At 70.9% G+C, this 21,514-nt stretch carries 22 protein-coding genes; 12 read left to right on the plus strand and 10 right to left on the minus strand.

All coding sequences use genetic code 11. The annotated features are described in order from the left end of the window. Positions 1-146 precede the first annotated feature (146 nt). From IE275_RS31330 to IE275_RS31340, 3 genes are all read right to left on the minus strand, one after another. A complete protein-coding gene (locus IE275_RS31330) occupies positions 147-737 on the minus strand; it encodes an XRE family transcriptional regulator (protein WP_189715382.1) in 591 nt (196 codons plus the stop codon). Positions 738-1,087: 350 nt separating this feature from the next. Further along, positions 1,088-2,320, minus strand: a complete 1,233-nt coding sequence (locus tag IE275_RS31335; protein ID WP_189715384.1) for a DUF6545 domain-containing protein — start codon at positions 2,318-2,320, stop codon at positions 1,088-1,090. Continuing rightward, positions 2,317-2,934 (minus strand): toxin-antitoxin system, toxin component family protein, encoded by a 618-nt coding sequence (locus IE275_RS31340; RefSeq protein WP_189715387.1) that lies wholly within the window; start codon positions 2,932-2,934, stop codon positions 2,317-2,319. Before IE275_RS31340 ends, IE275_RS31335 begins: the two co-directional genes overlap by 4 nt. A gap of 223 nt (positions 2,935-3,157) precedes the next feature. On the opposite strand from IE275_RS31340, the gene IE275_RS31345 reads away from it, so the two are divergent. The 8 genes from IE275_RS31345 to IE275_RS31380 all read left to right on the plus strand — a co-directional run bounded on the left by IE275_RS31345 (position 3,158) and on the right by IE275_RS31380 (position 10,936). Further along, the gene (locus tag IE275_RS31345; RefSeq protein ID WP_189715389.1) at positions 3,158-4,516 is read left to right on the plus strand and encodes an extracellular solute-binding protein; all 1,359 of its coding nucleotides are present in this window, start codon (positions 3,158-3,160) and stop codon (positions 4,514-4,516) included. Next, the gene (locus tag IE275_RS31350; protein WP_189715391.1) at positions 4,513-5,454 is read left to right on the plus strand and encodes a carbohydrate ABC transporter permease; all 942 of its coding nucleotides are present in this window, start codon (positions 4,513-4,515) and stop codon (positions 5,452-5,454) included. The genes IE275_RS31345 and IE275_RS31350 overlap by 4 nt, the downstream gene beginning before the upstream one ends. Beyond that, positions 5,451-6,302, plus strand: a complete 852-nt coding sequence (locus tag IE275_RS31355; protein WP_189715393.1) for a carbohydrate ABC transporter permease — start codon at positions 5,451-5,453, stop codon at positions 6,300-6,302. Before IE275_RS31350 ends, IE275_RS31355 begins: the two co-directional genes overlap by 4 nt. A 46-nt stretch (positions 6,303-6,348) precedes the next feature. Beyond that, positions 6,349-7,278, plus strand: coding sequence for an arabinan endo-1,5-alpha-L-arabinosidase (locus IE275_RS31360; protein WP_189715574.1), 930 nt, complete (start codon positions 6,349-6,351; stop codon positions 7,276-7,278). Between the two features lie 81 nt (positions 7,279-7,359). Beyond that, positions 7,360-8,874, plus strand: a complete 1,515-nt coding sequence (gene arfA / locus IE275_RS31365; protein ID WP_189715395.1) for an arabinosylfuranosidase ArfA — start codon at positions 7,360-7,362, stop codon at positions 8,872-8,874. Positions 8,875-8,888: 14 nt separating this feature from the next. After that, positions 8,889-9,350 carry an RrF2 family transcriptional regulator gene (locus IE275_RS31370; RefSeq protein WP_189715397.1) on the plus strand — a complete coding sequence of 154 codons (462 nt, stop codon included), beginning with the start codon at positions 8,889-8,891 and terminating at the stop codon, positions 9,348-9,350. Positions 9,351-9,495: 145 nt separating this feature from the next. Further along, positions 9,496-10,407 carry a sulfite exporter TauE/SafE family protein gene (locus IE275_RS31375; RefSeq protein WP_189715399.1) on the plus strand — a complete coding sequence of 304 codons (912 nt, stop codon included), beginning with the start codon at positions 9,496-9,498 and terminating at the stop codon, positions 10,405-10,407. Positions 10,408-10,543: 136 nt separating this feature from the next. Further along, positions 10,544-10,936: a hypothetical protein gene (locus tag IE275_RS31380; protein WP_189715400.1), complete on the plus strand. Its 393-nt coding sequence runs from the start codon at positions 10,544-10,546 to the stop codon at positions 10,934-10,936. A gap of 78 nt (positions 10,937-11,014) precedes the next feature. Here the strand turns inward: IE275_RS31380 and IE275_RS31385 are convergent, their stop codons facing one another. Further along, positions 11,015-11,875 (minus strand): intradiol ring-cleavage dioxygenase, encoded by an 861-nt coding sequence (locus IE275_RS31385; protein ID WP_189715403.1) that lies wholly within the window; start codon positions 11,873-11,875, stop codon positions 11,015-11,017. Between the two features lie 240 nt (positions 11,876-12,115). Here IE275_RS31385 and IE275_RS31390 point away from each other — a divergent pair, with 240 nt between their 5' ends. Next, positions 12,116-12,763 carry a DUF4360 domain-containing protein gene (locus IE275_RS31390; RefSeq protein WP_189715405.1) on the plus strand — a complete coding sequence of 216 codons (648 nt, stop codon included), beginning with the start codon at positions 12,116-12,118 and terminating at the stop codon, positions 12,761-12,763. A 48-nt stretch (positions 12,764-12,811) separates the two neighbouring features. Here the strand turns inward: IE275_RS31390 and IE275_RS31395 are convergent, their stop codons facing one another. Then, on the minus strand, positions 12,812-13,054 hold the full coding sequence (locus tag IE275_RS31395) for a DUF397 domain-containing protein (protein ID WP_189715407.1): 243 nt from the start codon (positions 13,052-13,054) through the stop codon (positions 12,812-12,814). Then, positions 13,051-13,875: a helix-turn-helix domain-containing protein gene (locus IE275_RS31400; protein WP_189715408.1), complete on the minus strand. Its 825-nt coding sequence runs from the start codon at positions 13,873-13,875 to the stop codon at positions 13,051-13,053. Before IE275_RS31400 ends, IE275_RS31395 begins: the two co-directional genes overlap by 4 nt. 127 nt (positions 13,876-14,002) lie before the next feature. Between IE275_RS31400 and IE275_RS31405 the strand changes: the two genes are divergently transcribed. Both IE275_RS31405 and IE275_RS31410 read left to right on the plus strand, forming a co-directional pair. Further along, positions 14,003-14,494: an ATP-binding protein gene (locus IE275_RS31405; RefSeq protein WP_189715410.1), complete on the plus strand. Its 492-nt coding sequence runs from the start codon at positions 14,003-14,005 to the stop codon at positions 14,492-14,494. 61 nt (positions 14,495-14,555) lie between these two features. Next, positions 14,556-15,680, plus strand: coding sequence for an FAD-dependent monooxygenase (locus IE275_RS31410; RefSeq protein WP_189715412.1), 1,125 nt, complete (start codon positions 14,556-14,558; stop codon positions 15,678-15,680). Positions 15,681-15,708: 28 nt separating this feature from the next. Here the strand turns inward: IE275_RS31410 and IE275_RS31415 are convergent, their stop codons facing one another. Beyond that, a complete protein-coding gene (locus tag IE275_RS31415) occupies positions 15,709-16,479 on the minus strand; it encodes an intradiol ring-cleavage dioxygenase (RefSeq protein WP_189715414.1) in 771 nt (256 codons plus the stop codon). 188 nt (positions 16,480-16,667) lie between these two features. Beyond that, complete coding sequence (locus IE275_RS31420) at positions 16,668-17,087, minus strand: ricin-type beta-trefoil lectin domain protein (RefSeq protein WP_189715417.1); 420 nt, start codon at positions 17,085-17,087, stop codon at positions 16,668-16,670. Positions 17,088-17,375: 288 nt separating this feature from the next. Between IE275_RS31420 and IE275_RS31425 the strand changes: the two genes are divergently transcribed. Beyond that, positions 17,376-18,347, plus strand: a complete 972-nt coding sequence (locus tag IE275_RS31425) for an arabinan endo-1,5-alpha-L-arabinosidase (RefSeq protein ID WP_189715419.1) — start codon at positions 17,376-17,378, stop codon at positions 18,345-18,347. A gap of 75 nt (positions 18,348-18,422) precedes the next feature. On the opposite strand, the gene IE275_RS31430 is transcribed toward IE275_RS31425, so the two are convergent. Continuing rightward, a complete protein-coding gene (locus IE275_RS31430) occupies positions 18,423-20,129 on the minus strand; it encodes a pyridoxal phosphate-dependent aminotransferase (protein WP_189715421.1) in 1,707 nt (568 codons plus the stop codon). Between the two features lie 201 nt (positions 20,130-20,330). Then, the gene (locus IE275_RS31435; RefSeq protein WP_189715425.1) at positions 20,331-21,485 is read right to left on the minus strand and encodes an aldose epimerase family protein; all 1,155 of its coding nucleotides are present in this window, start codon (positions 21,483-21,485) and stop codon (positions 20,331-20,333) included. Between the last annotated feature and the right edge of the window lie 29 nt (positions 21,486-21,514).

Here is a 21,514-nt window from a genome sequence, read left to right on the forward strand (position 1 = left end):
GCCGGAAGGCCGCCGTCGCGGGCCGGAACCGGGCCGGACGGCGCGCTCGGACCGCGGCCGGAGCCGAGCCGAAACGCGTCCACCGAGCCCGCCGAAACCGGACGCGTACGCCGTGCGCGCGGTGGCCTGGGCGGCCCGTCGTACGCTCAGAGGCCGTCGTCGCCGGGGGAGTTCCGCTCCGTGACCATCTCCGCCCACTCGGCCAGCGCCTGGAGTTTGCGCGGGGACATGTGGGGCGCGCGCCTGGCCAGCCGGTAGAAGCCGGGGGTGCGCAGGGGCGCCAACGGGTCTGTTTTCGCCTCCAGTTCGCGCACGACCGGCTGGAGGGCCGCGTGCAGGGCCTCGGCGTCGTCGGCGGTGAGGAACCCGGCGGGCAGGTCGAAGTGGCGGCGGATCCGGTCCGCGTGCTCCAGGCTGGGCAGCCCGCTGGTGCGCCACTCGCTCAGCCACTGCCGGCTGGTGCCCGCGATCCGGGCCAGTTCGTCGAGCGAGTACCGCTTGCCGTCGGGCCGGCGCCGGGTCTCGCGCACGAAATCAAGCCTTTGTCGCACGCGTTCGCCGAGGCCGGTCTCCGGCACGCTCCCGCCCGCGAGCAGTGTGGCGACGGTCGCGGCGGGAATCCCGGTGCGGTACGAGAGGTCGTCCACGTCGAGCATCTCGGCCAGCCGGCCCGGGCTGTCGGTCAGTTCCTCGAGGCGCTTGCGTGCCTCGGCAAGGGAAACGTGGGCGTCGCTCACCGAGTTCTCCCTGTTCTCCCGTGGTCCTCCGCCGGTGCGCTTGGTCGGGGCGCGCGGCTGTTCGGGTTGACCGGAGGCTACCGGGTCGCATCGGTCCCCCACCAGTAAGGGCAGGAATAGCTGCGTAATGACGCAGTAATGGTTGACAGTTGAGGCCGGCGGAGGAAATGATCGCGGTACGGCAACAGAGCATTCCGGTTGTCGGCGGCCCGGTGTCACGGAGCGCTGCCATGGGGGAGTGGCGTACGGGACACCGGGCCGCACCCATGCCCGAACCCGCCGGTGCCGCCCGAAGACGTCAGCCGGCCCCGTGCCCCGATGCCCGAGGACGTCGAAGACGCCCGCGGACGTCAGCCGGCGACGCGCGCGCCGTCGTCCGGTGCGCCCGCCACCCGCGCCCGCACCGCCCGGACGTCCTCGCCGCGCCGCAGCTCCCGGGACACCGCCCCGATCTCCCGCAGCAGGTCCGTGGTGTCCGGATCGGTGCCGCGCTCGCTCTCCTGCGCCTGTCCGCGGGCGTCCGCCGCGGCCAGGATGGTCACCGCGGCGGCCAGCGCCTTCGCCCGCTGCGCCGGGAAGCCCAGCTCGACGGCCGCCTCGTACGACCGCCGCCGCAGGTCCTCGTCGATGAACCGGGCCAGCGACAGCAGGGTGTCCCGGATGAACGTCTCCCGCCGGATCAGCCGCAGTTCGGCGCCGGCCCGCAGCACGAACGGCACCCCCCGGCCGCTGACCGACCGCATCAGCACGTACAGCGGCCGCAGTTCGTGCAGCGCCAGCCGGACCCGGCAGCGGTCGTGCAGGTACTGGCCGGCGTGCGGCAGGATGAAGCCCACCGCCACCAGGATGGCCGCCAGGCAGGCGAGGGGCGGTGCGACGGCCGTGCTCAGCCAGTCGAGGTCCCGGTCGCCCCAGCGCGCCACGAGGGCGGTGAGCTTGGCCGCGTCGAAGGCCAGCTGGAGCGCGTAGCCCACACCCAGGAACTTCAGGCCCCAGCGCAGCCAGGCGTCGAGTCCGTCGGTGCGGATCCAGTTCCAGATCAGATAGTTGGTGATCAGGCTGGAGTTGGTGTGCGCGAGCAGGTAGAGCAGGATCAGCTCGCGCATGTACGGGGTGTTGGCGTAGTAGGTGTCGATGTCCCGCAGCCGCTCGACGGGCACGTCCGCGAGGGCGAACAGCACCCACAGCGCCGCGATCACGCCGGAGTAGCCGATCACGACCCAGCGCATCGCGCGGCGGGTGCGGGCCGAGCGGTCGGACAGGCCGTTGCGCCAGGTGATGATCAGCAGCAGACAGGCCCCGCCGAACGCGGTCAGCAGCGAGTACACCCACGGCGCCGAGATGTTCACCACGCCCGTGAGCCGGTTGACCCGGGCGATCGTCGACGGCGCCACGAACACGAACACCGCCAGCGCGAGCAGCAGCAGCCCGCCCACCGCGCGCAGCATCGGGTCCTTCCAGAGCCGGATGATGCTCGGCAGCTTGATCGCCAGCGCGGCGGCCAGGATCCCGGCCGGGATCCACCAGAACGACGGGTAGAACTCGTTGACGAACCCGGCGGGGCTCAGCGCGACGGACGTCATCGCCGCGCCCCGTCCCCGCGCCCCCGGTAGCCGAGGGAGCGCTGGACGGGGGCCAGTGGTGCGTCGGCGCCGGCGTCCGGGCCGGCGGTCAGCAGCGGCCGGAAGGCGGCGGCCAGCCGGTGCCCGAACTCGTCGGCCTCCGCCTCGTCCCGCTCCCGGGAGCCGTCGCGGGCGGCCACCGCGAGGGCGACGTCCTGCCAGCCCGGCCGGTCGGCCAGCGCGTCGGCGGCCGCCGTGCCGACCGTGTGGTGGTGGTCGTGTCCGGCGTGCAGATGCCACAACTCATGTCCCAGGATGACCAGTTGCTGCACGGCCTCGGCCCGCTCCTCCACGATGACCAGGTCGAAGTCGTGGAACTCCACCCACAGCCCGGTGACCTCGATCTCGTCCGGGAACCGTTCGAAGCGCAGTTCCACCGGCCGCCCGCCGCGCCGTGCGCTCATCTCCTCGCACAGTGCCCCGCACAGCTCGCGCACCCCGGTGGGCGGACGGGAGCGTCCGCGCAGCGCGACGGTCAGCTCCGAGGCGAGGTCGCGCATACCGGAGACGGCACGAGGGCGGAGCAGTGCCGAGGCGACCCGGGCCGCCGTCCTCCGCGCGCCCGCGATGTCCATCGCGCCCCCTCACTTCCCCGCACCACAGCAGGCTGCCGTTCGAGACTACGCGGGCGGACGTGTCCGCGTCACCCGAAGTCCGTACAGCGGCGAGGAGCGGGAGGCGGATAGTAAGCGCTGTCATAAGTCCTGTCGAAACCATTGACGCGCGGCCTCGCGGATCTTACGGTCCCGTTCGAAGTTACGGGCACGATTCGGAATGTCGAACGACAGGGGCAAGGTAATGGGACGACCTGGCCTGAATCGCAGGCAACTTCTCACCGCCGCGGGCGGGCTGACCCTCGCGGGCAGCTTCGGTTTCGCTGCCCTCGGCAAGGGGGCCGACGCTCTCGCCGCCGGTGACCGCACCCGCGTGCGCTACTGGAACCTCTTCCAGGGCGGCGACGGCGCCAACCAGGTCGCGATGGTGGACGCCTTCCGCGAGGAGCACCCGGACATCGCCGTCAAGGACGCCACCCTCGCCTGGGGCAACCCCTACTACACGAAGATCGCCATGGCCGCGGCCGGCAACCGCGCCCCCGACCTCGCCGTGATGCACCAGGGCCGTATCCCCGGCTTCGCCCCCGGCCGCCTCCTCGACCCCTGGGACATCGACCTCCTCGCCGAGTACGGCGTCAGGGAAGCCGACTTCAACCCGGTGCTGTGGCGACGCGGCATCGTGGACGGCCGCCTGTACGCGCTCCCGCTGGACATCCACGTCCAGCTCAGCTTCTACCGCAAGGACGTCTGCGAGAAGGCAAGCCTCCTCGACGCCGACGGCCGGCTGCCCTCCGCCGGCTCGCCCGACGACTGGTTCGCGATCCTCGACGCGGCGCGGGGACAGCTGAAGAAGGGGCAGCAGACGCTCGGCCTGCACGCCAACGACCAGAACTTCTCCTGGTGGTTCTTCGTCGCGTTCTACCAGCAGCTGGCGGGCACCTACTTCACCGACGACCGCACGGCCGTCACCTTCGACACCGACAAGGCCACCCAGGTCCTGGAGTTCCTCCGCAAGCACGTCACCGAGGGCTACGTCACCGTCGGCGAGGCCGACGCCGAGGCCTTCCTGGCCGGCTCTCCCTTCACCTGGGAGGGCAACTGGTCGGTGCCGTACTTCAACGGCGAGAAGGTCGAGTACGGCGCCCAGCCGCTGCCCCCGGTCTTCGGCACCCCGGCCACCCACGCCGAGTCCCACTCCTTCATCCTGCCCCACCGGTCCGCCCGGGGCGGCGCCGCCGACGAGGGCGCCTACCGCCTCGCCGCCTACATGGTCACCCACGCCACCACCTGGGCCAACGGCGGCCATGTCCCCGCCTACCTGCCCACCTTCGAGGACCCGGCCTATCTGAAACTCGCCCCGCAGGACGAGTACTCCCGGCCCGCCATGGAACACCCGGCCACCGAACCCCACATCTGGTTCGCCGGCTCCACCGGTGTCCTCGCCCAGCGCGTCGGCCCGGTCGTCGCCGCCTCCAACCTCGGCTCGGCCCGGCCCGACCAGGCGGCCCGCCGGATCAAGTCCGCCCTCCGGCAACTGCTCGCCACCAGGAACCCGATGGACGGCCGCACGGCCGCCCAGGAAGCGAAGGGAGCGGACGCATGAGCACCCTCGTACAGGCCGGGGCGCTGCCCTCACGCACCGCGGCGGCCACGGACTCCGCCCGCGCCCGCTGGGGCCGCCGCTTCCAGCACGGCGGCTGGTTCGTCGCCCCCTTCTTCGTCCTCTACGGCCTGTTCGTCATCGTCCCGGTGGTGCGGGGCCTCTACCTCAGCTTCACCGACGCCAACATCTCCGGCGAGCACACCGCGTTCGTCGGCCTCGACAACTACCGCGAGGCGCTCAAGGACGACCTGGTCCGGGACTCGCTGTGGCACAGCGTCCAGTTCACCCTCTACGTCGTCCCCGTGATCGTCGTGACGGCCCTGCTGATGGCGCTGATCGCCCACCACACCGTGCACTTCCGGTGGCTGTGGCGGCTCTGCTTCTTCGCCCCGTTCCTGCTGCCGTCGGCGGTCGTCGGCAACCTGTGGTGGTGGCTCTTCCAGCCCACCAACGGCATGGTCAACCACGTCCTGGGCTGGGACACCCCCTGGCTCACCCAGAAGTCCACGGCGATGCTCGCGATCGTCGTCGCGACCCTGTGGTGGACGGTCGGCTTCTCGTTCCTGCTGTACCTGGCGGCCCTCCAGAACATCCCCCGGCACCTCTACGAGGCGGCGGAACTGGACGGCGCGGGCTCCCTCCAGCGCCTGCTCCACATCACCGTCCCGAACCTGCGCAACATCACCGGCCTGGTCCTCGCCCTCCAGGTCCTCGCGTCGCTCCAGGTCTTCGACCAGGCCGTGGTGATGTACCAGTTCGGCCCCGGCCCCGAGGAATCGACCCGCACCTTCGTCCAGTACACCCTCGAACAGGGCTTCACCAGCTACCGCGTGGGCTACGCCTCCGCCATCTCCCTCATCCTCTTCCTCATCATCGCCGCCGTCGCCCTCGGGCGGATGTGGCTGCTGCGCGACCGCGAGGAGGCCGCGACCCGATGACCACTCCCGTCGTACGCAAGCCCCGCAGCACCTGGACCCCCGCCCAGATCGCCCTGACGCTGGTGGCGGCGGCCCTCTCCCTGGTCTGGCTGGCCCCGCTCGCCTGGGCCCTGTCCACCTCCCTGAAGACCCCCACCGAGTCGGTGCTCTCCCCGCACTGGATCCCGGACGACCTCACCGCCGAGTCCTGGCGTGCCGTCCTCGACGCCGGCAACATCCCCAACTGGTTCGTGAACTCGCTGGTCGTCTCCGTCTGCGTCACGTTCCTCGTGCTGCTGGTCGCCTCCCTCGCCGGATACGGCTTCGCGCGCACCGAGTTCCGCGGCAAGCCGGTGCTGCTGGCGCTGACGATGGCGGGCCTGATGTTCTCCCCGGCGGTCCTCGGCGTCCCGCTCTTCACCACGGTCCAGTCCCTGGGCATGGTGGACACCTACTGGGGCATGATCCTTCCGCAGTGCGCGCCGGCGGCGATGGTCTACATCCTCTACAAGTTCTTCCAGTCGCTCCCCAAGGAGCTGGAGGAAGCCGCCTTCATCGACGGCGCGGGCCGCTGGCGGATCTTCTTCACCATCGTGCTGCCCCTGTCGAAGCCCTCGCTCTCGGCGGTCGGCATCTTCACCTTCATCGCCTCCTGGAACAACTTCCTGTGGCCCTACATGGTGACCAACAACCCCGACCTGATGACCCTGCCGAACGGCATCGCCACCGTGCAGAACTCCTTCGGCATCGTCTGGCCCCAGCTCATGGCGGGCGGCCTCATCGCGGGCCTGCCGCTGATCGTCGTGTTCGTCTTCTTCCAGAGCCAGATCGTGCGGGGCGTCGCCCACACCGGTCTGGCGGGCCAGTAGAGGAGACCGCGTGCACCTCAGGCTCGTGAGCCTCCTCGCCGCGGCGATGGTGGCCCTGCTGCCGGGCACCGCCCGGGCGGACGTGACGTACCCCGACCCCCAGCCGGTCACCGGCCGGCAGATCATCCACGACCCGACCGTGATGCGCCTGCGCACCGGCGGATACGTGGCCTACTCCACCGGCGGTGTCATCGGCGCCCGCACCTCGAAGGACCGCGTCCACTGGGACGACGCGGGCAACGCCTTCGCCGAACCCCCGAGCTGGTGGTACGCGTACAACGACACCGGCGACCCCTGGGCCCCCGACCTCTCCTACCGGGCCGGCCACTACTGGCTCTACTACGCCGTCTCCTCCTGGGGCACCAACCACTCCGCGATCGGCGTCGCCACCTCCCCGACCGGCCTCCCCGGCACCTGGACCGACCACGGCAAGGCCTTCGCCTCCGAACGCACCGACACCTGGAACGCGATCGACCCGGCGATCGTCCGGGCCGACGGCAGGCTGTGGATGTCCTTCGGCTCGTACTGGACGGGCATCCGCATGGTCGAGCTGGACCCGACGACGGGCAAGGCGGCCGAGGGGGCCCCGGTCCACCACCTGGCGACCCGCCCGGACGCCCCGTACGCGGTCGAGGGCCCGTACATCGTCAGGCACGGCCGCTGGTTCTACCTCTTCGCCAGCTACGACACCTGCTGCGCGGGCGTGAACTCCACCTACCGGATCAGGGTGGGGAGAGCGACTTCGGTGACGGGCCCGTACACGGACAGCACGGGCAAGCCGCTGCTGGAGGGCGGCGGCGACCTGCTCCTGGCCGGACACGGCCGGTACGTGGGGACGGGCGGCGAGTCGGTCTTCCACGACCGGGGCCACGACTGGCTGGCGTACCACTACTACGACGCCGAGGACGCGGGCACGCCGAAGCTGGGGCTGAACGCCCTTACTTGGACAAGAAGCGGCTGGCCCAAGGTCCGTTAGGGGCGCGGGGAACTGCGCGACCAGCCACAACGCACCCGCACCCGCCCACGAAACCGAGCCACCCACTTTGAAAGGCGCACCTTGCGATCAGCTCACTTCACCCTCGACCCCGCCTTCACCGTCGGCGAAGTCAACCCCCGAATCTTCGGCAGCTTCGTCGAACACCTCGGCCGCTGCGTCTACACCGGCATCTTCGAACCGGACCACCCCACCGCCGACGCCGAAGGCCTGCGCACCGACGTCCTCGACCTCGTCCGCGAACTCGGCGTCACCGCCGTCCGCTACCCCGGCGGCAACTTCGTCTCCGGCTACCGGTGGGAGGACTCCGTCGGCCCCGCGGCGGACCGTCCCCGCCGCCTCGACCTCGCCTGGCGCTCGACGGAGACGAACCGCTTCGGCCTCTCCGAGTACATCGCGTTCCTGCGGAAGATCGGCCCGCAGGCCGAGCCGATGATGGCCGTCAACCTCGGCACCCGGGGCGTCGCCGAGGCCCTGGAACTCCAGGAGTACGCCAACCACCCGTCCGGAACCGCCCGCTCGGAGCAGCGGATCGCGCACGGCGACAAGGAACCCTTCGGCATCCGGCTCTGGTGCCTGGGCAACGAGATGGACGGCCCCTGGCAGACCGGCCACAAGACGGCCGAGGAGTACGGCCGCGTCGCCGCCGAGACGGCCCGGGCGATGCGCCAGATCGACCCGTCCGTCGAGCTCGTCGCCTGCGGCAGCTCCAGCCAGTCCATGCCGACCTTCGCGGACTGGGAGGCGAAGGTCCTCACCGAGACCTACGACCTGGTCGACCACATCTCCCTGCACGCCTACTACGAGCCGCACGACGGCGACCTCGACTCCTTCCTCGCCTCCGCCGTGGACATGGAGTCCTTCATCGAGAACGTCGTCGCCACCTGCGACCACGTGGGCGCGAAACTCAAGTCGAAGAAGAAGATCAACCTCTCCTTCGACGAGTGGAACGTCTGGTACCTCTCCCGCTGGGAGGAGCACGCCCGCACCGCCGACCCGAGCGACTGGCCGGAGGCCCCACGCCTCCTGGAGGACAACTACAGCGTCATGGACGCCGTCGTCTTCGGCTCGCTCCTCATCGCGCTGCTGCGGCACGCCGACCGCGTCACGGTCGCCTGTCTCGCCCAGCTGGTCAACGTCATCGCGCCCATCATGACCGAGCCGGGCGGCCCGGCCTGGCGGCAGACGACGTTCTTCCCCTTCGCCCAGGCGTCGAGGTACGGCCGGGGCGAGGTCCTCGACGTGCGCGTCGACTCACCGACGTACGAGACGCGGCGGTACGGCGAGGCGGACCTGCTGCACGCCACCGCGGTGCGCGCCGAGGACGGCTCGGTGACCGTCTTCGCGGTGAACCGCGACCGCACCGAGGCGCTGCCGCTCGACGTGACCCTGAACGGACTGGGCCTGACCACGCTGGTCGAGCACAGCGCCCTCGCCGACGCCGACCCGGACGCCCGCAACACGCTCGCCGAACCCGAGCGGGTCGCCCCGCACCCGGTGCCGGGCACCACCCTGACCGACGGACGGCTGAGCGCCACCCTGGAACCGCTCTCCTGGAACGTGATCCGCCTGGCCTGATTCACAATGGGCGCATGAGGATCTCGGCACGGGCGGACTACGCGGTACGGGCGGTACTGGAGCTCGCCGTACGGCAAGGCGGCGACGACCCCGTCAAGGCGGAGACGATCGCCGCCGCGCAGGACATTCCGCACAAGTTCCTGGAGGGGATCCTCGGCGACCTCCGCCGCGCCGGTGTCGTCGACAGCAGGCGCGGCGGAGGCGGCGGCTACCGCCTCGCCCGCGACCCCGCCACGATCACCGTCGCGGACGTGATCCGGGCGGTGGACGGCCCGATCGTCTCCGTCCGCGGCGAACGCCCGACCGGGCTGACGTACACCGGCTCCGCACAGCCCCTGCTGCCCCTGTGGATCGCGCTGCGGGCGAACGTGCGGCGGATCCTGGAGGGCGTCACGGTCGCCGACATCGCGGCGGACGCGCTGCCGGAGCCGGTGAAGGCGCTGGCGGCGGAACCGGCGGCCTGGGAGAACCCGTAAGGGTCTGTCCGGCCGGCGGGTGGCGCACGGCCGTCTGTGAACCGTTCTCATCGGGCCCTCAGCCGGGTCTCAGTTCGAGCGCCTAGCCTCGCCTCCCGTTCATCCCCACCTGACCGGTGGGAAAGACAGGGAACCGGGAGTCCTGATGCGCACGCTCGTACTGCTCGCCCTCGCGGGCCTGGGGGCCCAGCTCGTGGACGGCAGTCTCGGCATGGCCTACGGGGTGACCTCGACGACGCTGCTGCTGGCGCTGGGCACCAACCCGGCCGCCGCGTCGGCCACGGTCCATCTCGCCGAGATCGGTACGACGCTGATGTCCGGCGCCTCGCACTGGCGCTTCGGGAACGTCGACTGGAAGGTCGTCGCGAGGATCGGCGTACCGGGGGCGGTCGGCTCCTTCCTCGGCGCGACCGTCCTCGCCCGGCTCTCGACCGAGGTCGCGGCCCCGCTGATGTCCGTGATCCTGCTCGGACTCGGCGTCTACGTGATGTCCCGGTTCACCTTCCGCGGCCTGCCGAAGGACCGGCTGGGGCAGCCGCTGCGCCGCCGCTTCCTCACCCCGCTAGGCCTGGTCGCCGGCTTCCTCGACGCCACCGGCGGGGGCGGCTGGGGCCCGGTCGGCACACCGGCGCTGCTGGCCGGCGGGCGGCTGGAGCCCCGTAAGGTGATCGGCTCGATCGACACGAGCGAGTTCCTGGTGGCGGTGGCGGCGAGCCTCGGCTTCCTGCTCTCGCTCGGCTCCCAGGGCCTGGACGGGACCTGGGTGGCCGCGTTCCTCGTGGGCGGACTGGTCGCGGCTCCGGTCGCCGCCTGGCTGGTGCGTCTGCTGCCGCCCCGGGTGCTCGGTTCGGCGGTCGGCGGCGTCATCGTCGTCACGAACGTCCGCACGCTCCTGAACAGCGACTGGCTCGCGGCCCCGGCCGCCGTGGCCACGGCCGTGTACGTCGTCCTCTACGTGCTCTGGGCCGCCGCGATCACCCATTCCGTCCGCGCGCATCTGCGGGAGAGGGACGCCGTGGCCGAATCCGATGGGGAACGGCGGCCCGTGACGGCCTGAATCCCAAACAGATCTTCTATTTCCCGGGTGCGGGAAATCCGGGGCGTGGCGAATTACTCGCATGAAACGATCCTCGGGCCGGAACGACAGCGTGAGCGTGGCGTGGTTCCGGCCGCACCAAGGGGAGGGTCAGAAAATGGGCAGGTCTCTTTTCCGCACGTCTCTTTTCCGCCGGGCACGGCTCTGGGCGACCGGGACGCTGATGGCGGCCGGTGCCGTCGGGCTCGCCGCGGCTCCGGCGAGCGCGTGGACCGGGGGGAACGTCTGGGTCAACTTCGGCAGCTGGAACTGCCCGTCGGGCGGTTCGGTCGTCGGCGTGTACTGGGCGGTCGACACGTACTCCAGCGGCCCGGCGACCGGTGACTGGGGCGACAACGTCGTCTACCCGCGGGTGCGGGTGGGCAGCGGCTCCTACAACACCCTCAGCTACCAGGTCATGTGCAAGAAGTGGGGCTGGTACCAGTACCGGGGCGTGGTCTCCCAGCGGACCCTGACGCCGTACAAGTCGGGGCTCAGCTACACCTACTGATCCCTGGCGGCCGGCCGCCGCGCCCCGCGCTCGTGGCGCGGGACGCGGCGGCCTCTCGCCGTCCGAGGGGTCAGGCCGTCAGGCGGAGTCGACGCCGACGGTCAGGGTGGCCTTGTAGCCGTCGGAGACGCCGGAGCCGAGCGCGGTCAGGGTGAGCAGCCCCGAGGAGGCCCCGCCGTCGTCGTAGATGGAGTCCGCCGAGAGCAGGGTCTCCCTGGTGGTGTTCGCCGCGTACGGCGAGGTGGCCTGGACCTCCGTGTTGATGTCCTGGTCGAAGAAGAGCTGGCCGGTGTGGATGACGTCGCCGCCGGTGTACGAGTCGTCGGTGAGCGTGACGTCCGTGTGGACCCGCATGTGGACGTGGACGGCCCGGGAGACGTAGTGGCCGGGCCAGATCGAGGTGATGCTGCACTGGCCGTCGCTGTCCGTCAGCTGCCCGCCGCGCAGGAAGGTGCCGTTGTCCTCCTCCTGGTGGCCGTTGCCGCCGACGAACCCGGAGTACTCGCCGAGCGCGTCGCAGTGCCAGATCTCCACCAGCGCGTCGGCGAGCGGCGCGCAGTCGTTCGCCTGGTCGACGACCGTGAACGTGTACTGGACCTCGAAGCCCTCCTTGTCCTCCCTGATGTCGGTACGGACCAGGGCGCCGTCGAGCGAGTAGGGGCCCTCGGTGACCTCGGCGTTGAGCGTGCAGACGCCCGTCGCCGTCGAGGCGTCCGCCGCGGCCGACGTGTCGGTGCCCGACTCGGAGGTGGCCGTGGTGGTGTCGGCCGAGGCGAGGCCGGCGAGGGCCAGTCCGCCGGCCGCCGCGACCGCGCCGCCGCCGATCAGGACCCGGCGCCTTTTCATGCTGGTGTCGAGCCGATGCCGGCCGGGCCGGGCGCCTTCGTCGCCGTTGTCGTGGTGATCGATTATCTCGTTGTGCTCCGTGTTTCCCGTCATGTGCAGGAAGTTAGGAGCGAATCTGAGGAAATCATTGATGCGGGGCTGTGCGAGGGCTGGGGATCGAACGGATTGAACGGTCAACACCCCCAGTTTTCAAGAAAGTTCGGGCACAAGTCGGGGCTGTGAATGGGCCGGGGTGAATGGCCGGGGATCGACCTGTATCGGTCACAGGGCACTTCCTACGATGCGTTCGCCACGGTTCTTCACAGCAACTTCACAGGTTGGGAGAGACCCCCCATGGCAAGTGGCCTGCTCCTCGGCGGCGCCGTCGCCGCTCTCGTCACCGCGGCGGTACCCGCGCACAATCCGTCGAGTATCGTCGACCCGCCCCCGGACAAGATCGTCATCGATGTCGCCACGGTGAACGGCTCCGGCTGTCGCCCCGGTACGGCGGCCGTCGCCGTCTCCGAGGACAACACCGCCTTCACGGTGACCTACAGCGAGTACCTCGCCCAGGTCGGCGGCAACTCCGACCCGACGGCGTTCCGCAAGAACTGCCAGCTCAGCCTGATCGTCCATGTCCCGCAGGGCTTCACCTACGCCATCGCCCAGGCGGACTACCGGGGCTTCGCCTCGCTCCAGTCCGGCGCGAACGCCGTCCAGCGGGCGTCGTACTACTTCCAGGGCTCGTCGCAGACGGTGTTCAAGAACCACACCTTCACCGGCGCGCTCAACGACAACTGGCAGGCGACCGACACCACGGACTGGGCGAACCTGGTCTACGCGCCCTGCGGAGTCCAGCGCAACTTCAACATCAACACCGAGCTGCGCGTCAACGCGGGCACCTCGTCGCCGTCCAGGGTCAGCTTCATGGCGATGGACTCGACCGACGGCGACATCAACACCGTCTACCACATGGCGTGGAAGGAGTGCCCGGCCAAGTGACGCGGAGGGCCGCCCGCCGTCCGGCGGGGCGGCGGGCGGCCCGTACGCTCACTGCGCCGCGTGCGTGATGAAGTCGGCCCAGGCGGCGGGGGAGAGGGTGAGCCGGGGGCCGGCCTTGTCCTTGGAGTCGCGGACGTGGATGTGGTGGGGGAGGGTGGCGACCTCGATGCAGTCGCCGTCGCCGCCGCTGCTGTAGCTGCTCTTGAACCAGGCCAGTGCGACCTCGACGCAGTCGTCCCCGGAGCCGCTGCTGTAACTGCTCTTGAACCAGGCCAGTTCGGAGCTGTTCATAGGTCTCCTCGCATGCGTTCCAGCAGGCTCACGGAGTCTTCGACGGAGAGAGCCTGTTCTCGCATCTTGGCATATCGGCGCATGAGTACGCTGATCGGCTTGGGGTCGGTCAGGAGCTGCCCGCTGACTTGGCCCTCGTTGTAGCCGAACCACTTGTTCTTCGGTGTCTCCAGCAGGCGGATAGGCCCATGCAGCCCAGCGTGTCGCCTGCGGACCTGCGGCATGATCTGGATGTCGATGTTGCGCAGCCTCCCGGTCACCAGCAGATGATCGATGCCCCCGCGGGCGACTTCCGTGCCCCCTGTCTGCCGCAGAAGCACCTGCTCTTCGATGATGAAGCCGAAGTCGGTGTTCGGCAGCTCCCGCAACAACTTCTGACGTTCGGCCCGCGCCGCCCAGTTGACCTCGATCTCCTCGTCGGTCAGTGGCGGCAGTTCGTCGTCGAACAGCTGCCGCGCGTACGCCTCCGTCTGTAACAGGCCAGGAATCATTCGGCACTCGTAGGTGAGGAGCGTGATCGCCGCCTTCTCCAACCGAGCCCACCGCTGGAACCAGTCCGCCAGCCCCGCCTGCCGCTCCACGAACCCCGAGGCCCGCCTCAACGCCCCGGTGTTCCCCAGCACCAGCTCCGCCGCCTCCACGAACTCCTCGTCCGGCATGCGCCTGCCCAACTCCACGGAGGCCACGGTGTGTTTGGAGAAGCCGACCACGTCGCCGAGTTCCTCCCTGCTCAGCCCGTGGTGCTCCCGCAGCCCCTGGACCACCGCCCCGAACGTCCGCAGACTGTCCGACGACTCCGGCTCACCGCTGTCGACCGCCATGGCCACCTCCCGCACCCCATGGTCACGGGCAGTCACCGATCATGTCCAGTACGTCACCGCGTACGCTCGCGCAGCGTACGCGCCGAACACCTGGTGAACCCCCGGCGGGCCCCGCCACATTGGCCCCATGACCGCACGACCCACCCCCCAACCAGCCGTCACCGTACGTGTGTTCGCCCAGCGTCTCAGTGCCACCCCGCGCGGTGCCCGCCTCGCCCGGCGGCTCGCGCTGGCCCAGCTCGACGCGTGGGGCATCCCGCACGGTACGGACGCGGCCGACACGGTCGCCGTGATCGTCGCCGAGCTGGCGGCGAACGCCGTGACCCACGGCCGCGTCCCCGGACGGGACTTCGAGCTGCGGCTCTCCCTCGTCCCGGGCAGCGTCCGCGTCGAGGTGACCGACACGCACACCGGGCCGCGCCCGCCCGGACCCGGCGCCGTACCGTCGCCGCGCGCCCTGGACGAGAGCGGGCGCGGGCTGATGCTGGTGGACGCGCTCGCCGCGCGCTGGGAGGTGCTGGACCGGCAGCCGCCGCCGGGCAAGACCGTGCGCGCCGAGGTCGACGTACCGAACTGGCCGGCGCTGGTGAAGGCGTCGCCGTTGTGGCCCCTCGGCTGATCCCGGCCCGGGGCACGGGAGAGGATGGGCCGAGGGATCGTGACCGGGGAGGGCGGGGCGGATGGGGCGGCGCGGCGCGGTGGTGGTCGGCGGGGGCATCGGGGGACTGGCCGCGGCGATCGGGCTGAACCGGATCGGCTGGGACGTGACGGTGCTGGAGCGGGCCCCCGCGTTCGCCGATGTGGGCGCCGGCATCTCGATGCACGCCAACGGCATGCGCGCGCTGGACGCGCTCGGCGTCGGGGAGGCGGTCCGGGCCACCGTGCGCCCCCTCTACACGGGCGGCACCCTCACCCCCGAGGGGCGTCTGCTGTCCCGTATGGACGGGGCGGCCCTGGAACGCCGGCTCGGTACGCCCGTCGTCGGCGTCCTCCGCGCCGACCTGCACCGCGTCCTGCGCGAGGCGCTGCCCGCCGGATGCGTGCGAGGCGGCGAGGAGGTGACGGACGTGCACGGCGTGGGCGAGGCGGATCTGGTGGTGGCCGCCGACGGCGTCGACAGCCGGGTCCGCGCCCAGCTGTTCCCGGATCACCCCGGTGCCGAGTACAGCGGCTCGACGGTCCTGCGCGCGATCACCGGACGGCCGCTGCCCGAGCCGCCCGCCGATCTGGAGCTGACCTGGGGCGGCGGTGCCGAGTTCGGGCACATGGTCTTCCGTGACGGGCGGGTCGAGTGGCACGCGGTGATCACCGCGCCGCCCGGCGTCCGCCACCCCGACCCCCTCGCGGCGATGCGCCGGCGCTTCCAGGGCTGGCACGACCCGATCCCCGCCCTGCTGGACGCGACCCGGCCGGACGACGTCCTGCACCACGACATCCATGAACTGCGCACCCCGCTCCCGGTGTTCGCCGTCGGGCGGGTCGCGCTGCTCGGCGACGCCGCGCACGCGATGACCCCCAACCTCGGGCAGGGCGCGAGCCAGGCGCTGGAGGACGCGGCCGTCCTGGCGTCCTGTCTGGCCGGCGAGTCCGACGTCGAGCGGGCGCTGCGCCGCTACGACGCCGTACGCCGCCCGCGCAGTCAGTCCGTGGCCCGCGCCGCCCGCCGGGCCGGCCGGGTCGGTCACCGGCTCACCCGGCCCGTGGCCGTCGCCCTGCGCGACACCGCGCTGCGGCTGGCTCCCCCGGGAGCGATCCTGCGCGCGGCCCTGCGGCACGCCGACTGGACGCCACCCAGGATCGGGTGACGTCCGGCCGGCCGCGGTGCCGGTGCCGTCAGCTGCTCTCGACGCCGAGGGTCAGCGTGCCGGTGTACCCGGCGGACGGTGAACTCCCGAGGGCGGTCAGGGTCAGCAGGCCGGAGGCGGCGCCGCCCTCGTCGTAGATCGAGTCCTGGGCGAGGGTGGTGCGGGTGACCGTGTTGGCCGAGTACGGGGAGAGTCGCCCGACGGCGGTCGTGATCGTCTCGTTGAAGAACAGCTGGCCGGTGTGGAGCTCCTGGCCGCCGGTGAAGGAGCCGTCCGAGGTCAGGGTGACGTTCGTGTGCACCTTGATGTGGATGTGGACGCAGCGGCCCCGGTACCAGCCGGGGTAGACCGTGGTGATCGAGGCGAGGCCGCTGGAGTTGGTCAGGACTCCGCCGCGCAGGAAGGTGCCGCTGTCCGGCTCGCTGTGGCCGTTGTTGCCGACGAATCCGGAGTACTCGCCGAGGGCGTCGCAGTGCCAGATCTCCACGAGGGCGTTGCTGAGGGGAACGCAGGTGTCGTCGTCGACGACGGTGAGGGCGAGCTTCAGCGGGAAGCCCGTCTTGCCCTCGGTGATGTCGGCGCGGACGTACTGTCCGTCGAGGTAGTAGGGGCCTTCGGTCATCTCCTTCGTGAGGGTGCAGACGGCCGCGGCGGCGACGGGGGCGGTGTCGGCCGTCTCGGTGGTGGGGGCTTCGGTCGACGCGGCGGCGCCCACGGCGAGGGTGGCGGCGGTGACGCCCGTGGCCACGAGCACCGTGCGGCGTCCGATGGGGCTGCGAGTTTCCGAGGTGTCTGTCATGGACACGGCACCGTAGGGAGGGGTCCTGTCCGGACGCTGTCGGAAACCTGTCATTTCGATAAGACGACTGTCCGTCAAGTCCGTTGCCGGGCATGCCCCGGCGTGCGGCCCCCGGTGTGCGGTACACGGTCCTCGGTGCCGCCGTCCGCCGGTGGGGCGGGCGGCGGCGGGGTCCGGGCCGGGGGTCGCTACGCGACCGGCCGGAACCTCCAGGCCTGGAATTTCTCGCCGAAGTCGGGGGCCAGGGCGACGCGCGGCGGGTAGATCCGCAGCAGGCTCATGCCCAGGCGCAGCTCGGCGTCCGGGACACCGATGGCGTAGGTGCCGGACTCCTTGCCGGGGATGAGGTTCCATTCACGGGTTCCGGGCAGCAGGACGGCCAGCTCGTGCATGTCCGGATCACCCTCGTAGCTCACCTGTTCCCGCGCGTCGGGGACGCCGATGGTGTGGCCGCCGTTGCCGTCGCTCCGCAGCTCCCACGTCTGCGTCAGCCCCCCGTCCGGCGGCAGGAGCATCAGCGGCGCTCCGGGCCGGGGTTCCGGAGCGGTGAGGAACTGCTGGTCGGTGAAGATGATCTGGTAGAGGCCGTCGGGCGGTAGGGCTGTCATGTGGACTCCGTGTCTCTGGGGGTGGGGTGCCTCCGGGGGCTACGCCGAGGGGCGCCGCCGGTGAGCAGATCAGGACGGATCGCTCGAAACCGGATGAATCACCGCGCTGGACACGATCATGTGGCATATGACGACAGGCCGCGACCGGGGTCCATCCCCGTTTCTCGAAGAGTTTCGAGTGGCCGCGTCGGCCATTGACGCGCAAGGGGTTCGATTCTACGGTCCCGTCCGACGACGCGACTGTCGTTCGGCATGACGAACGACGTACCCCGCTGAAGGAGCGTCCGTATGAGCCGCACCTCCCGCAGGACCATGCTGCTGGCCGTCCCGGCCGCCGTGCTCCTCGCGCTGACCCCCACCACCGCCTCCGCCTACCCCAACCCCGGCACGGTGACCGGATCCACCGTGGTCCACGACCCGACGATGATCCGCACCTCCGCCGGCCGCTATCTCCTCTACGCCACCGGAGGCGGCCTCTCCCACCGCACCTCCACCGACCGGATCGCGTTCACCGCCGGCGGCGACGCCTTCTCGACGAAGCCGGGCTGGTGGTCGTCGTACGGCGCCACCGAGGCCTGGGCGCCGGACATCTCCTACCAGGGCGGCAAGTACCTCATGTACTACGCCGTCTCGACCTTCGGCTCCAACAAGTCGGCCATCGGACTGGCCGGTTCGAGCACAGGCCTTCCCGGCTCCTGGACCGACTACGGCACCGTCTACACCTCCACCACCTCCAGCGACTACAACGCCATCGACCCCAACCTCTTCGTCGACGACGACGGCAAGTGGTGGCTGTCGTTCGGAAGCTGGTGGACCGGGCTGAAGATGATCCGGATCGACCCCGCCACCGGCAAGCAGCTGTCGGGCGACGCCACCCGCTACGCCCTCGCCTCCCGCCCCACCGGGACGAAGGCCGTCGAAGCGCCCTTCGTCGTCAAGCGCAACGGCTACTACTACCTCTTCGCCTCGTACGACACCTGCTGCGCCGGCACCGGCTCCACCTACAAGGTCAAGGTCGGCCGCGCCACCGCCGTCACCGGGCCGTACTACGACAAGAACGGCGTGGCGATGACGAACAACGGGGGCACAGCGGTCCTGGAGTCGCACGGCCGCTACATCGGCCCCGGCGGCCAGTCGATCATGAAGGACGCCGACGGCGACCTGATCGTCTACCACTACTACGACGGCAACGACAACGGCACCCCCAAGCTCGGCATCAACCTGCTGAGCTGGAGCACCGGTTGGCCGGTGGCGTACTGAAGGAGGCCGTCCGGCGGACGCACGACGTCCCCGGCCCGACCACGTGCCAGGCCGGGGACGTCGTCCGGGGAAGTCCTAGCCGGTCTGGCCCATGCCCGCCGCGTTCGGCCAGCTCTGGGCGTTGGGCCAGCCCGTGGCCGCCGCGGGGGCGAGACCGTTGGTGCCGCGGACCTGGGCGGCGGTGAGGCCGCCGCGGGCCGGGACGCCCGGCGGCGTCGGGCCGGGGGCGGCGGCCGGGGCCATCGCCTGCGGGGCGACGGGCGCCATCGCGGCCGGAGCCATGGCGGGAGCCATCGCGGCGGGGGTCATCGCCGCCGGGGCCATGGCGGGGGCCATCGCGGCGGGAGCCATGGCGGCGGGCGCCATCGCCGGGGCCGGGGCGGGAATCGGTGCCGGCGCCGGGGTCGGCATGGACTGCGGGAAGACCTGGGCCGCGGCGGGCAGCGGCATCCCGGAGCCCTGGGACGGGTGCGCCTGCGCCGCGGCGGGCGCGGGCATCGGCATGCCGGGCGCGACCGGGGCCGCGGCCGGTCCCGACATGCCGACGGCCTGGGCGGCCAGGTTCTGCATCCCGGCCCCGTTGGTGGCCTCCACCAGCCGGTCCACGGCCGCCGTACCCGAGCTGTAGCCGAACCCGGCCGCCAGCTCGGGCACGGCGGCTCCCCTCCTGGTCCCGTAGAGCACCTGTTCCAGGCCGGACACCAGGCGACGCACGTCCACCTGGGGGCGCACCACGAGCCGCAGGAAGCGGCTGGAGGAGCCGATCTTGTTGCCGCACTCACGGACCAGGATCCGGTGCTCGGTGAGCAGCCGGTCCCGGACCACGGTCCCCTCCGCGCCGACGGGAAGGCGCACGAAGAGGAAGTTGCCCTGCGAGGGGTAGACGGTGAGGCCGGGCAGCGCGGAGAGCTGGCTGGCCATCTCCAGCCGGTCCCGGCGCACCTGCATCAGGCTCTGCGCGTACTCGGGGCCGTGCTCCTTCAGCATGAACACCACGTACTCGGCGAAGGCGTTGAGGTTCCACTTCGGCAGCATCGAGCGGACCCGGCCGGCCAGCGAGGGGTTCGCCACCATGTAGCCGAAGCGGATGCCGTGCAGACCGAAGTTCTTGCCGAGGCTGCGCAGCACGATGACGTTCGGCCGGATCATCGCCTCCTGCACGACGCTCGGCTCCTGCTCGGCGTCCGCGAACTCCAGGAACGACTCGTCGATGACGATCAGGTCCAGGTCGGCCATGGCGTCCATGAACTGCACGAGCGCGTGCTTGTGCAGGAAGCCGCCGTCGGGGTTGTTCGGGTTGCAGATGACGGCGACCCTGGTGCCGCGGGTCCGGATGAACTCGGCGTACTGCGCGAGGTCCAGGGCGAAGCCGCTGGACTCCTGGAGCGGGAACATGTCGACCCGCTTGCCGGTCTCCATGGGCTGGTCGGTCCAGCGGCCGAAGGTGGGGACGGGGATGGCGAGGGACTCGCGGACCAGCAGGTGGTCGATCCAGGTGATCAGTTCGGTCGAGCCGTTGCCCATCGCCACGGCCTGCGGCGGGAGCTGGAGCAGGTTGCAGAGCTCGGCCGTGATCGTGTCGGCGCCGCTCGGGTAGTACGTGATGATGTCGCGGAACCGGACCGACATCTCGTCGAACATCGCCGGCGTCGGGAAGTACGGGTTGCACGGGATACAGAAGTCCACCGGCCCGGTGCCCTCGCCGCCTTCTCGCGTCAGCGCCGCCATCGACGGGCTGTGCGCCGCCGTGCTGCGGAACAACGAGGTGACGTTGTCGGCCATGGAACCTCCGTATGGGGCGGGCCCGGTGGGGACGTCCGGGCCCGTCGTCTCTGGGGTGGCCCGCGCGGGGGAGCGCGGGCCGCTCTTACATACGGAGGTGTGAGTGACGCCGTTCAACAGGTGTGAAAAAAATGTGAGTTACGGAACCGGGGGCCCGTGTTTGACATCGGGCCCCCGGTTCACCGTCACGCCGGTGCGTGGTCAGGCGTCGAACGAGTGGATCGTCGTGGTCCGGTACGTCTGACCGGGCCGCAGCGTGGTCGACGGGAAGGACGGCTTGTTCGGCGAGTCCGGGAAGTGCTGGGTCTCCAGGCAGAGGGCGTCGCCCTGGCGGTAGATGTGGCCGCCGGTGCCGACGAGGGTGCCGTCGAGGAAGTTGCCGGAGTAGAACTGGAGACCGGGCTCGGTGGTGGAGATCTTCAGGGTGCGGCCGGAGGACGGGTCGCGCAGGGTCGCCACCTGGACGGGCCTGGCCGTCACGCCCTTGTCGAGGACCCAGTTGTGGTCGATGCCCTTGCCGTACAGCAGCTGCTGGTTCGCGACGCGGATGTCGCGGCCGATCTCCTTGGTCCTGCGGAAGTCGAAGGGGGTGCCCGCGACCTTCGCCAGCTCGCCCGTGGGGATCAGCCCCGAGTCGACCGGCGTGTAGCGGGCGGCGGCGATCGACAGCTCGTGGTCGTAGATCGAACCGCTGCCCTCGCCGGCCAGGTTCCAGTACACATGGCTGGTCAGGTTGACGACCGTGGCCTTGTCGGTGGTCGCCGCGTAGTCGACGCGCCAGTCGCCGTGCCGGGTGAGGGTGTACGTGACCTTCACCTTGAGCGTGCCCGGGTAGCCCATCTCCCCGTCGATGCTCGTGTAGTACAGGTACAGACCGACGTCCGAGCCCTTCACGAACGGCTCGACGTCCCACACCCGCTTGTCGAAGCCCTGGGCGCCGCCGTGCAGGCTGTTCGCGCCGTCGTTGACGTTGACCTGGTAGGCCTTGCCGTCGAGGGAGAACTGGCCCTTGCCGATGCGGTTGCCGTAGCGGCCGATCAGCGCGCCGAAGTACGGGGTCTTGGCGACGTAGTCCTCGATGTTGTCGAAACCGAGGGAGACGTTCTTGTAGCGGCCGTGGCGGTCGGGGATCTCCAGGGACTGGACGACACCGCCCCAGGAGAGGACCTTGAGCCGCGTGCCGCCGTTGGCCAGCGACCAGATGTGGACCTTCGTGCCGTCGGCGAGCTTGCCGAAGAGCTTCTTCGACGGCGTCCGGCCGCCGGTGGAGGCCTCGGCGGTGGTCGAGCCGAGGGTGGTCGCGGCGAGTCCCGCCGCCGCGGCGCCCGCGATCATCGTGCGTCTGTTCAGTTCCATGTGCGGCTCCCTCTAGAAGGGTCAGGCCC

The sequence above is a fragment of the Streptomyces phaeofaciens genome (assembly GCF_014648915.1).
Classification (GTDB): Bacteria; Actinomycetota; Actinomycetes; order Streptomycetales; family Streptomycetaceae; genus Streptomyces; species Streptomyces phaeofaciens.